Source organism: Paenibacillus sp. GM2FR (assembly GCF_002803325.1).
GTDB classification, from domain to species: Bacteria; Bacillota; Bacilli; order Paenibacillales; family Paenibacillaceae; genus Paenibacillus_AQ; species Paenibacillus_AQ lautus.
Window position 1 is genome coordinate 450,292 of the sequence record NZ_MKZM01000011.1, and the last position, 11,769, is coordinate 462,060.

Consider the following 11,769-nt stretch of genomic DNA (forward strand, 5'->3'; position numbering starts at 1 on the left):
TAATGTTGCATGAAATGCTTAATTTGGACTTTCCAATCCAATCCCCTTGGACTCTCTTTGACCGAACTGAACATAATAGAACAGCATGATGGCTATCAGCAGCACAGCCAAAGCGAGGTATATGTTGCTATAGAGATTCCCTTCCGTGTAGAGATGGACGGGATTCCAGTGGATGCCGGACTTGATATCCAGCATCTTGCCGTACACGACTGAGGCCATGCCTGCCGATATAAAATTCAGCATCTGCATCAGTCCCATCCCGACTCCCGCTTGTTCCTTGTGCAGGCTGAGCGAAACGGAATTGGATAACGCAATCATCGCAAACGTCTGCCCCACATGTCCGAAGATTAGGAAGATCGCGATCAGAACAGGCGATATGCCAATGAAGGAAGACAGCAGCGCAAAGCATGCCAGCAATAATCCGACGGCCACAAGGAAGAGATACGTGTCCCCCCTCCCGTCCGCAAGTCTTCCGCCTGCCTTACCCAGCAAGGCTGATGCGATTGCAGCCGGTACCATGACAAATCCGATCCACCCCGGTGAAAGCCCCTGCACCTCCGACAATAACAACGGACTTAGAAAATGCAGAGAGAACCCGATGCCACTGACGATAAACATCACGATTAAGCGGATGGTATAGCTTTTGTTCCGGAATAAGCCTGGATCTACAAACGGTGCGGCAGCCGTGCGAATGCGTATGATCAACAGCCCTATAGCCAGCACCCCAAGAAGAGGCTGCCACCAGGATCCGTTCGTGACGCCAAGCAGGAGAAAGGTGACCGCCGCCGCTAACAATCCGCCTCCTAACCAATCGAATGGGCCGGAGGACTGAAGTTCTTCTTCCTTCAAATATTTCCGATATAAAGGAATCGTAATTAAGATCAGCAGCGGAATACTGAATAACCAGCGCCAGTCCGCAATACTGGCTACAAGCGAAGACACAATGGGACCCAGCGCACTGCCGATGGACAATCCCACGAATGCCGTAGCCATAGCCGAGCCCCTTCGCTCGGGTGCAATGTAGCGTACCGGAATTAACATCGCCGTTGCCGGAATCGCCGCAGCTCCAACGGCCTGCAGACTTCTGCTGACCAACACCATCCAGAACACCTGCGAGAACAGGCCGACCAGCGATCCGACCGCGAACAAGAGCAGACCGATCGTAATCAGATTTCGAAGTTGAATCCGCTCCGTGAGCTTCCCATAGAGGACCGTTCCAACACCATAGATCAAGGAGTATGAAGAACTGACCCAGCTGACTTGAGCTGTCGTCAGGCCGAATTCCTCCCGCATGTCCGGGAGCACGAAGTTAAACATCAATCCGCTCATGGCGGACAGACATAATGTGAACATCACGACGCGCATTAATCTCTGTGTTTCCATCTCCTGAACCACCTCTCATTACCTTGTTATGAATTCGATAGGCAACCATATTGACTGTCAGTACTTACTGACATAACGCTTGAAAAAAATACTAGGGGGTTAACGCCCTAGCAAAAATCCGTACACTTTCCTCGATAAAGGCATCCAGCGTCACGGAAGAGAAGAGTTCCTCCGAGTCGAGCTCATTCATAAACGCCCCGAAGTTCATCATCATGAACGAAATGGCCCGCAGCTCCGGATCCCCTGCGATCACTTTGCCCTTCTCCGTCATCACGGTAAAATACTTCGTCAATACATCCATGTATTGTTTGGGATGTTTACTGGTAATCTCCCGCAAGCCCGGTAAATTATCGTTCTCCTTCACGCTGATCGTGATCAGCTTCCGATTCCGAATCATCAGCTCGTGATACGTCCGGCTGATAAGCAGCAGGTCTTCGCTTAAGTCTCCTACCAGCTTCTCTTCAAACAGCTTTGTCATTTCTTGACCATAATGATAGCGTTCAAAAGCCGTTTCCAGGAGGTTCTGCTTGCTGCCGAATTTACGAAACAAGGTTTTCTCGCTTAAGCCGGCAGCCGTAGCGATTTCCATCGTGGTTACCCCGTTGTAGCCCTTCCGAGAGATGAGGTCGATCGCGGCCAGCAGCAGCTTATCATCCGTGGTCAGGTTGTCACTATGCTCCATGAAGGCCCTCCCTCTTTCTACAGGAATGTCAGTACTTACTGTCATTTGATGAGCTTATCATATTCCTCTTGGGTATGCTCTGTCAAGCATTTAACAAAAAATAGGCCCCTTTCCCCCGGCATCTTCTTCTCGTTGCTCTTATCATGGCAGTTGATCGTATAATGAGAAGGACATTTGTCCAGAAGAGAAAGGAGCAACCCAACGACATAGAGGCGGCTTCGAATGGTATCCGCTATAAAGAAGATCGCCCGGCTAAAACTTTTTTCTCAAGTTCTTGTAACGAATCGGCCACGGCCCGGTCATATAGGCAAGGAGGTGAACAGGTGGCGGATTTGCACCAGATATACCATCAACACTTTCAAGATGTGTATCTGTTCCTGCTGTCGCTTAGCAGAGATGAACATGTTGCGGAAGAACTCACACAGGAGACGTTTTTCAAAGCGCTGAAGCATATCGATTCGTTTCAAGGTACGTGCAAACTAAGCGTTTGGCTCTGCCAAATCGCTAAACATACATACTTCTCCTATCTTGATAAGCAAAAGCGATATGAGCCGGCACCGCAGGTCGAGCACAGCAGCGATTTGGATATCGCATGGCAAACCGTCGATAAAGCAGAGGCTTTCCGAATCCACCAGATTCTGCACTTGATGGACGAGCCGTATAAAGAGGTGTTCACGCTGCGGGTATTCGGGGAGTTGTCTTTTGGCGAAATCAGTCAGCTGTTCGAAAAAACCGAGAGCTGGGCAAGAGTCACCTTCTTTCGAGCCAAGCAAAAAATTCAAAGCCTGTACAAGGAGGAGAACCGACCGTGAGCCGAGTTTCGTGTGATATTATTCAGGATTTGCTGCCCTTGTACTATGATGATGTGTGCAGCGCGGACACCAAAGCCCTGGTAGAAGGGCATCTAGCGGATTGCCCGGATTGCCGTGAGGTGCTGAGCCATATGAGTTCCCCTATGCCCTTGCCGGCCCAAACAATCGAGCAAAACAAACAGGAGGGAGCCGGTTTGCAGCAAGTTGCCGCCCAGTGGTCGCGCACCAAGTGGATCTCGTTTTCCAAGGGTTTATTGATTACTTGCCTAGCGGTTGGACTCCTGTTCCTCGTGTATGTCGGTCTGTTCAAATGGAACATTACGAGCGTGCCTACCCGCGTTATGCAAGTATCCGATATCAGCCAGCTGAAGGATGGGCGCATTGTCTATCATGTGAAGATGACCGACGGCTACAACGTCAATCAAGCTAGCATCGACTCGGATGCCGACGGAAACTTGTATATGACACCCAAGCGTCCCATCATCAAGTCGAAAAAGTTCGCGAATATGGGATTATCCAACATGTACTATTTCAATGATATTAAAGAGCGGAATGCCTATGAGAAGAGCTTTGGCGAAGGCGTTCAGATCAAGGCCCTTTATCTGGGGACGCCGGATGACCGGATTCTCATCTGGGAACAAGGCATGGAGCTGCCTGCGGCAAGCGAGTCCGTCGAGATGCAGTTTAATAGCGAGGAGAATGACAGCAAGAGACCGCCAGGGTAGCCCTTTGGGCCCCGAAGCGGTCTCTTGTTGAACCTCAAACCGTCGTAACAAATCTATGCAATAATCTCCACTCGATCCAAGCGTAGACCGAGCCGACCACCCCGAACAGAATAACTGCGGTGCTGACATGGAGCTCATATTCCTGTATGAATCGAACCTGATAGAATTCGTAAAACAGGAAAGCCCCAGCCCCGGCCCATAGCACGGCATACAGCAGAGCATACAGGATGAGTGAAGTCCTAACCCGTCGAATCATGCCGATTAGCCACGACAACGGGAGCACGATCACCGGATATAGGATCGATGATAAGAAGATCGGGATGATCACCAACACCAAACCCATATTACGAAGGCCGTAATATTCCGTCGTTGCAATCTTATATCCTTCGATATACTCCAAGCCTACGATCGCACCGGTAAACATCCATATAAATACGAACCACAGCACAAAATATTTGGCCACCCGCAAGATGTACACCACCTTGTCCGTTTAATTCATAAACGGTAGGGTCCGAAAAAAAGTTACGTTTATTTCCGTTTCATCGCAATAAAAGTGCTGCCAGCTTATTCCGCAGGTTCACCAGCCGCTTCCCAGCGGTCGATTTCCTTGCGCACCCGAGGGGCGACTTCGGTTCCCAGCAGTTCAATGGCTCGCATGACTTCATCATGAGGCATCGTTCCGACGGGCACGTGCAGCATAAAGCGGGTAATGCCCACATGCTTGCGCAGGTGAATGATTTTTTGGGCGACCGTCTCCGGGTCCCCCACATAGAGCGCACCTTCGAAGCTTCGTGCCGCATCGAATCTTGCGCGGTCATAGTATCCCCAGCCCCGCTCCCGTCCCAATACATTCATGCTGGCTTGGGTGGATGGGAAGAACTTGTCCGCTGCCAGCTCGGTTTCTTCCGCAATGAATCCATGGGAATGCGAGCCGATCGGCAGCTTCGATACATCGTGCCCGGCATGAGCTGCCGCTTCTTTATACAGCTTGACCAGCGGCGCGAACTGCAGGGGACTGCCGCCGATAATCGCCAGCACCAGCGGCAAACCGAGCAGGCCTGCCCTTACGGCCGATTCCGAATTGCCTCCGCTGCCAATCCACACCGGCAGCGGATTCTGAACCGGCCGCGGGTAGACGCCTAAGTTATGAATCGCAGGGCGATGCCCCCCCTGCCAGGTTACTTTTTCCGACTCGCGGATTTTGAGCAGCAGCTCCAGCTTCTCCTCGAACAGCTCATCATAATGGCTCAGATCATAGCCGAATAACGGGAACGATTCGATGAACGAACCTCTGCCCGCCATAATCTCGGCACGGCCGTTCGAGATGGCATCCAAGGTGGCGAAATCCTGAAACACCCGCACCGGATCAGCGGAGGACAGCACCGTCACCGCACTGGTCAGCCGAATCCACTTCGTCTGCGACGCAGCCGCAGCGAGCACAACCGCAGGCGAAGATGCCGCATAATCCTTACGGTGATGCTCGCCTACCCCATACACATCCAATCCCACCTGATCAGCCAGCACGATTTCCTCAACAACCTCGCGCAGCCGCTGTGCATGGCTCATCACTTCGCCTGTCGTCACATCCGGCCAAGTCTCTACGAACGAGCTAACTCCAATCTCCATCATGATTTCCTCCTATTATGCTTTGCCGCAGGGTTAGAACCGCAGGCAAAAGGTTATCGTTGTTTCATGCCTTAGGACAGTCAACATCGTTATCTATCATTCAATTATCTTTATATTGAACTTTTAACAGGGATTTTTCAAGTTACAAGTTAACTGATAACGAGAATCCTGTGGATTCGATGCATAAGAAATTCAAAAATGGCCGGCATCCATGCGGATTCCGGCCATTTCATGTTTCCTTTTAACCCTGTATTTGAGCTTGGCTTATTGCTTTGTTGCCAAGTATTCCTCCAGGCGATCCCAAGTTTGGGTAATGCCTTCTTCCATTCCCATATCCAGCACGGTTTTGAGAGCCTCCGGAGAATCGTACACTGCCCGGTTGATCAGCTTGGTCTTCCCATCCTGCTCTACAAAGGTCATCGTAGAGATAGGGGCAGGCATTCCCTCAGCAATGGTGCCTTCCGCATCGGAAAAATAATCGATAAGAACAATTTTCTCCGGCTCTTCGATCTCCTGGTACACCGATTTGCCCCAGGATTCCATGCCGTAGAAATCCCCCTGGTTCTTATCCAAACACTTCATGCAGTAATGCCACGAGCCGCCCGGACGGAAATCCATATTGGATACGGTAACCTCCCATCCACGAGGCCCCCACCACTGCTTAAGATGCTCTCCATCCGTAAACACCTTGAATACCAGCTCCCTAGGTGCATTAAACTCACGCTCCAATACAAGTACTTCCCCTTCAACCCGCGTAATCATTTGGTTTGTCATTATCCATTCCTCCTCATATTAGGTGTTAATCCTGTTTCTTACCTGTTCCTTCCGATTGCAGTTTCTCTAAGTAGTTATCCAAGTTGTCAAAGCGCTCGTTCCATATGCTTCGGTAATTATGGAGCCAATGGTCCAGTTCTACAAACGGCTCCGACCGCAGCATGTAGTTCCGCCGGTTCGCCTCCGCCCTTACCTCCACCAGCCCGGCTTCCAGCAGCACCTTCAGATGCTTGGATGCTTGTGGCTGCCGAATATCAAGACGTTCAGCGATTTCTCCAACCGTTAAAGGCCCCTTCAGCAAGAGATCCACAATACGAAAACGGTTCGGTTCGGCTAAAGCGTTAAATGTTGTTAGTTCCATCTTGTTGTGATGACTGGTACAGACCCGCTGCTATAGCGTTTACGGTGATGGTCTGTTCTCTCTGTCCATGTCACCATCATCACCTCTTTTTTTTGCTGATTTAATGGTGCCGTACTTCCTGATAACAATATACCACGATAGGAATATTCCTGTAAAGGAATATTTAAATATTTCTTTAATTTTTTTTCACAACACAAAAAAAGCAATAAACGCGGGGCTTTACTCGGGCCACGTCTATTGCTTCTTGTTTTTTTATCCTTCGTATTCCTTACTTAAAAAACACCTTGTCTACATTATATTTGGCCTTGAATTCATTAATGATATAGGTTTCATAGATCTCTCGATGAACGGCGTCTTCAATGACGCAGACCTCGATTCTTGTCACCTCATCCCGATGCTCCTTCATCGGAGAGACGTTATCTTCAAAATGCTTCTTGATCCGCGGTCTTAGCTTTCTTGCTTTGCCAACAAACAGGAGTTCCTCCTTGCTGTTGTAGAACATGAAAATCCCGCCCCGATCTCTTGGAATCAGGTGAAAATCCGTAAATCCGTAAATGTGGCTCAACTCCGGAGCAGCCTGCTTGGTAATGGTAATGTCCACCTTGGGAATGGTTATATTGATCACGACTAACGCTCACTTCCTCAATTCATATATTGATCTAAATCGTATCACTAATCTGCTTATTTGCCCATGCGGGAAATTTAAGAGCACCCCTCTCTAGGCATCCGCATAGGATGGAAACTAGGTATGACTAATAACGATGGGGGTCTTTTTCAATATGAGCATTCAATATCCCGGACACCAGGAACAAACCTTGTATCAAGCTGAACCCAACATGATGCACAACATCAAATCGGTTCGCGATCATATTCACCGTCTTTGCAAGCAGCATGCGAATCAGATGGTTCGCGTCGAAACGCTCGACGGTGATGTTTTTGAAGGGACGATCATGCATTGCGAGAAGGGGATTCTGTATTTGAGTCTGTCCGGCTACGAAAACCAGCGCGGCTTCGGCCCCGGTTACTACAATAATGTCATCCTGCCCCTTGTCCTCTTCGAATTGCTTGTCATCACGCTGCTGTACACCTAAACCCATATAACCCGATTAAGGAGTGAACCCAATATGGCATTTATGCCGCCGCAAGGACCTCAGGGACCACTGCAAGGGCCCTTATCCCCGCCTCCAACCACGATCCCCCAACAACCTATGGCGAGTGCCTTTGCTGTTGACCCGGGAGCGATCAGAGGATGTTTGTTTCGCATCACCTATATTTGGCCGAGATTCGGGCCCGGCTTCTGGTTTTTTCCGACCTTCGTCGGCCGCACCTCGGTCGCCGGTTTTCGATGGACAGGAAGAAGATGGGTCTACTCGGGGTTCGATTTAAGAAGAATCCAGTCCTTCACCTGTTTTTAACCCTAATATTCAAGGGACGGAGTCGGCAGGTACAATGGCCCCAATGATCTGCCCGCTCATCACGAGAGTGCCCCTGCGGCGCTCTCGAGTTCTTGCATAATGGACAAGCTTTCCTCAGTAGAGGCTTCCCTTTTCAGGGTATCCATTTTCCCCAAAAAATAAAGTTCTTGATTATCCTCCGACAACATTAAATAATATGTAACAGTCCCTCTTTAAAACCGATAATGGAGATTGGGATTATAACTATAACCAACACAGCAGAAAGGTTGACTTGAACACCATGGATCTATCGCAACACGCTACTGGGAAAAAAGGCGCCAGAGAGCCCTTTCCCATCTCTATACTGTCTCTCACCGTTGGCGCTTTTGCCATTGGCATGACGGAGTTCGTTATCATGGGAATACTCCCTAATGTCGCGGATGATCTGAATGTCAGCATTGCATCGGCTGGGCAGCTGATTACGATGTACGCCCTCGGGGTAGCCGTAGGGGCCCCTATTCTAACGGTTCTAACCCACCAAATACCGCAGAAAAAACTGCTCCTGCTGCTCATGGGCCTGTTTATTCTGGGTAACGGCATTTCGGTCTTCGCTCCGAGCTATGCCGTTCTGATGGGTGCCCGAATGCTGACCGCGCTGACGCACGGTACTTTCTTCGGTGTGGGAGCTGTCATCGCTTCGAACCTGGTGCGGCCGCACAAGCGTGCCGGGGCGGTGTCCATCATGATGGCCGGATTAACGATAGCCAATATCATCGGGGTTCCGATCGGCACCTTCATCGGCCAGACGATGGGCTGGCGCGCTTCATTCGGCGCGATTGCCGTTATGGGGGTGTTGGCATTGATCGGCATCCTGATCTTTATTCCGAAGCTACGGCAGGAACAAGCTTCAAGCATCGCTCAGCAAATTACAGCCCTTATCAGACCACAACTCCTTCTCTTCCTGCTGATCGGAGCGCTTGGTAACGCCGGCCTGTTCGCCGTCTTCACTTATATTGCGCCGCTGCTGATTGAGATCACCGGCTTTGCCGAACCCAGCGTCACCTGGATTCTGATCCTGTTTGGTATCGGCGTAACCGTCGGTAATATCGTGGGCGGAAGACTGGCCGACTGGAAGCTGCTGCCCTCCATTCTCGGCGTTTACTTTGCGACGGCCGTCATTCTGACCATCCTTACCGTGACGATCCATAACCCGGTCACGGCTGTACTGACCATCGTGTTGTGGGGTGCTGCTTCTTTCGCCGTTATGCCGGGAATGCAGGTGCGTGTAATGAGTCTGGCCCAGTCCGCTCCCGCTCTTGCCTCCACCGCAACCCACTCTGCGGGCAATCTCGGAAATGCGGCGGGGGCTTTTATCGGTGGGTTGGTCATTACCCATCTAAGCTTAACGGCCCTGCCTTGGGTGGGCGCTGGATTGGTGGGACTCGCCTTCATTCTGGGAGCAGCCTGCTATATGTATGAGCGCAAGGCCGTAACGGCTAATGCTTAATTTCCAATAGCTGCAAAACTCTCGTTGCCATACGGAGCACGAACCATGTTGAAAAGGCGTAACCGGACATTGCACCCCGGTTACGCCTTTATTTATATATTCATTTATCCCTCTGCGATTACAGAGCTTTGATCTCCAGCAGCTCGTACTTGACGATACCCATCGGCGCTTCCACGTTGACTTGATCGCCTACCGCTTTGCCCATTAGTGCTTTGCCAAGCGGACTTTCATAGGAGACCTTATTGTTCAATACGTCTGCCTCGGCGGGTCCTACGACCTGATATTCAAGCTTCTCTGCAAACTCGATGTCGTTCAGGACGACATTCGAACCAACATTCACCGTTTTCGAGCTTACATGCTTGGCGTCGACAATCCGGGCGCTGTTGAGTGTTTTTTCCAGGATGATGATGCGCGTTTCCATAAACGCTTGGTCGTTCTTGGCCGAGTGGTACTCGCTGTTCTCTTTCAAGTCACCATAGCTGATCGCGAGCTTGATCCGTTCCGCTAACTCTTTGCGTTTTACATACTTGAGGTCATCAAGTTCTTCCTGGAGTTTATCATAGCCCTCCTGGGTCAAGATCAGTTCTTCTGCCATGTTCATCACATCCACTTTTTAATTTCTTATTTCTAGTGTACTCTTTATTTCGAAAATAAGCGAAAACTTTCTGAAAATCGATGGATGGAATATTTGGGATTTAATTACAATGACAGGATTGCCTCTGCCAAGATTAAACCACTTGGACAGCTACATGAAGGATTATTTTGAACAAATCAGGATCGTTGTATACCCCGAGTTAGAACCATAATAGCCCCTGATTTCTCTGCAAGGAGAACCAGGGGCTATATAAGATAGATTGAATGCCGTGGCCTATCGGCACGTGCATCTTACGAACTCGCTTCGATATCAGCCTTCAACGCTTCATACTGCTCCATCAGCTCACCCAGAATGGGATGCTCACCGGCAATGCCGGTATATTGGGAAGCCGTGTCGCTTGCACCGATATCCCGGACCGATGCTTGCAGCTCCACGCTTTCGGGATCTTCCGGAACATCGAACATCAGAGCCGCTGCCATGGATTTCGCCAAGCTCTTGTACGCTAGCCCGCTTTCGAATGCCAGCATCGCTGGCGACACCAGGCGGTCGCCCGGGGACAGCTTCCGGATCGGAGAGCGGCCTACGCGGGACACCTCGTCAGTTAGTGCCGGGTTGCGGAACCGCTCCAGGATGGTATCGATATAAGCTCCATGCTCGGAAGAGTTGAAGCCGTGTTTATGCACGAGCGCAGCCCCCGTCTCCTCCAGCACAGCACGGACATGACTCGCTACCTCTTCATCCTTCATGGCGTCCTGGATGGTCTCGTAGCCTTTTAGAAACCCTACATACGCGGCCGAGCAGTGTCCGGTATTCACCGTAAACAGCTTGCGCTCGATGTACGGCTCTAGACGGTCCACGTAGTGAATGCCTTCCACAGGGACATAATGCTCAAACATCTGCGAGCGATCCACCGCCCATTCATAGAACGGCTCCACCACGACCTTCAGACGGTCCTCATGCTGCTGCAGCGGCACAATCCGGTCTACGGCCGCATCCGGGAAAGCCACGCGCTGGTCGGCCTTCTGCTTCGTCTCGTCATCAAGCTTCCCGTAGACGTGCTCTTTCAGCTGCGTACTGCCGCCGATGGCATTCTCGCATGCAATAATATGAAGGGGGGCAGCAGACTCCGCTTGCAGCCGAAGCTTCAGCCCCTCGGCAATAGTGCCGGCGATAAACTTCAGAATGTTCACGCCTACCGCAGTCGTCACGAGATCCGCTTCCGCTACTGCACGTGCGGCAGCTTCGGGCTCCGAGGCGCTGTTGAGTGCGGTGATGCCTTTAACGATCGTGGTCTCCTGCCCTTCGCTGGCCAAGGTGACGGGATACTCCCCGCGTGCTTTCAGCTCCGATACCAGCTCTTCGTTCACATCGATAAAACAAACCTCATAACCGGCTTGTGACAGCAAGAGCCCTATAAAACCGCGCCCGATGTTACCTGCTCCGAAATGGACTGCTTTCATGCGCCCATTCCTCCTTCGAAGATCGCCAGAATCTCCTCTTCGCTGGAAGCGTTCATCACCTTCTCAATGCTTTCGTCATCCGTGAAGATCATCGCCACATTCGTCAGAATCTCCATGTGATCACCGCCGGCAGCCGCAATACCAATAACAATAAACGCCGGCTCATCCCCTCCGAAATCTACGCCTTCCGGGAAGCGGACGATCGACAATCCCGTGGAGAGGACCATGCCTTTCGCCTCTTTCGTGCCATGGGGAATCGCGAGTCCTCCGCCCATATAAGTGGACGCAATCTCTTCGCGTTCCAGCATTTTATCCACGTAATCCTCGGATACATGGCCTGCCTGTACAAGCAGATTTCCCGCCATGCGGATGGCTTCGCTCTTGCTGTCAGCCTTTGCGTTCAGTATGACTTTATCTTTGGACAGTATGTTATTCATGTTGATCTCCCTC

The 11,769-nt window shown here is 50.9% G+C and carries 15 protein-coding genes; 5 read left to right on the forward strand and 10 right to left on the reverse strand.

The window, feature by feature from the left end; all coding sequences use genetic code 11:
• Positions 1 to 18: 18 nt before the first annotated feature.
• On the reverse strand, positions 19 to 1,383 hold the full coding sequence (locus PAEVO_RS30355) for an MFS transporter (protein WP_100541193.1): 1,365 nt from the start codon (positions 1,381 to 1,383) through the stop codon (positions 19 to 21).
• Between the two features lie 91 nt (positions 1,384 to 1,474).
• Positions 1,475 to 2,065, reverse strand: coding sequence for a TetR/AcrR family transcriptional regulator (locus PAEVO_RS30360; RefSeq protein WP_100541194.1), 591 nt, complete (start codon positions 2,063 to 2,065; stop codon positions 1,475 to 1,477).
• 323 nt (positions 2,066 to 2,388) lie between these two features.
• Here PAEVO_RS30360 and PAEVO_RS30365 point away from each other — a divergent pair, with 323 nt between their 5' ends.
• Both PAEVO_RS30365 and PAEVO_RS30370 read left to right on the forward strand, forming a co-directional pair.
• Entirely contained in the window at positions 2,389 to 2,877 is a 489-nt protein-coding gene (locus PAEVO_RS30365; protein WP_100541195.1) for an RNA polymerase sigma factor, read from the forward strand.
• A complete protein-coding gene (locus PAEVO_RS30370) occupies positions 2,874 to 3,602 on the forward strand; it encodes a zf-HC2 domain-containing protein (protein WP_100541196.1) in 729 nt (242 codons plus the stop codon). The genes PAEVO_RS30365 and PAEVO_RS30370 overlap by 4 nt, the downstream gene beginning before the upstream one ends.
• Before the next feature lie 34 nt (positions 3,603 to 3,636).
• On the opposite strand, the gene PAEVO_RS30375 is transcribed toward PAEVO_RS30370, so the two are convergent.
• From PAEVO_RS30375 to PAEVO_RS30395, 5 genes are all read right to left on the reverse strand, one after another.
• Complete coding sequence (locus PAEVO_RS30375; protein WP_243391005.1) at positions 3,637 to 4,065, reverse strand: phosphoethanolamine transferase CptA; 429 nt, start codon at positions 4,063 to 4,065, stop codon at positions 3,637 to 3,639.
• Positions 4,066 to 4,166: 101 nt separating this feature from the next.
• Positions 4,167 to 5,228, reverse strand: coding sequence for an LLM class flavin-dependent oxidoreductase (locus tag PAEVO_RS30380; protein ID WP_100541197.1), 1,062 nt, complete (start codon positions 5,226 to 5,228; stop codon positions 4,167 to 4,169).
• A gap of 264 nt (positions 5,229 to 5,492) precedes the next feature.
• Positions 5,493 to 6,002, reverse strand: coding sequence for an SRPBCC domain-containing protein (locus tag PAEVO_RS30385; protein ID WP_100541198.1), 510 nt, complete (start codon positions 6,000 to 6,002; stop codon positions 5,493 to 5,495).
• A gap of 25 nt (positions 6,003 to 6,027) precedes the next feature.
• The gene (locus PAEVO_RS30390) at positions 6,028 to 6,363 is read right to left on the reverse strand and encodes an ArsR/SmtB family transcription factor (RefSeq protein ID WP_100541199.1); all 336 of its coding nucleotides are present in this window, start codon (positions 6,361 to 6,363) and stop codon (positions 6,028 to 6,030) included.
• Positions 6,364 to 6,631: 268 nt separating this feature from the next.
• Entirely contained in the window at positions 6,632 to 6,988 is a 357-nt protein-coding gene (locus PAEVO_RS30395) for a nucleotide excision repair endonuclease (protein ID WP_100541200.1), read from the reverse strand.
• A 154-nt stretch (positions 6,989 to 7,142) separates the two neighbouring features.
• Between PAEVO_RS30395 and PAEVO_RS30400 the strand changes: the two genes are divergently transcribed.
• From PAEVO_RS30400 to PAEVO_RS30410, 3 genes are all read left to right on the forward strand, one after another.
• Positions 7,143 to 7,454 carry a hypothetical protein gene (locus tag PAEVO_RS30400; RefSeq protein WP_100541201.1) on the forward strand — a complete coding sequence of 104 codons (312 nt, stop codon included), beginning with the start codon at positions 7,143 to 7,145 and terminating at the stop codon, positions 7,452 to 7,454.
• Positions 7,455 to 7,487: 33 nt separating this feature from the next.
• Complete coding sequence (locus PAEVO_RS30405; protein WP_100541202.1) at positions 7,488 to 7,778, forward strand: transporter; 291 nt, start codon at positions 7,488 to 7,490, stop codon at positions 7,776 to 7,778.
• 280 nt (positions 7,779 to 8,058) lie between these two features.
• Positions 8,059 to 9,264, forward strand: coding sequence for an MFS transporter (locus PAEVO_RS30410; protein ID WP_100541203.1), 1,206 nt, complete (start codon positions 8,059 to 8,061; stop codon positions 9,262 to 9,264).
• Positions 9,265 to 9,382: 118 nt separating this feature from the next.
• Here PAEVO_RS30410 and greA read toward each other — a convergent pair whose 3' ends face one another.
• The 3 genes from greA to PAEVO_RS30425 form a co-directional block, all read right to left on the reverse strand.
• Positions 9,383 to 9,859 carry a transcription elongation factor GreA gene (gene greA, locus PAEVO_RS30415; RefSeq protein WP_100541204.1) on the reverse strand — a complete coding sequence of 159 codons (477 nt, stop codon included), beginning with the start codon at positions 9,857 to 9,859 and terminating at the stop codon, positions 9,383 to 9,385.
• A 290-nt stretch (positions 9,860 to 10,149) separates the two neighbouring features.
• Positions 10,150 to 11,319 carry a mannitol-1-phosphate 5-dehydrogenase gene (locus tag PAEVO_RS30420; RefSeq protein ID WP_100541205.1) on the reverse strand — a complete coding sequence of 390 codons (1,170 nt, stop codon included), beginning with the start codon at positions 11,317 to 11,319 and terminating at the stop codon, positions 10,150 to 10,152.
• Positions 11,316 to 11,756: a PTS mannitol transporter subunit IIA gene (locus PAEVO_RS30425; protein ID WP_100541206.1), complete on the reverse strand. Its 441-nt coding sequence runs from the start codon at positions 11,754 to 11,756 to the stop codon at positions 11,316 to 11,318. The genes PAEVO_RS30420 and PAEVO_RS30425 overlap by 4 nt, the downstream gene beginning before the upstream one ends.
• Between the last annotated feature and the right edge of the window lie 13 nt (positions 11,757 to 11,769).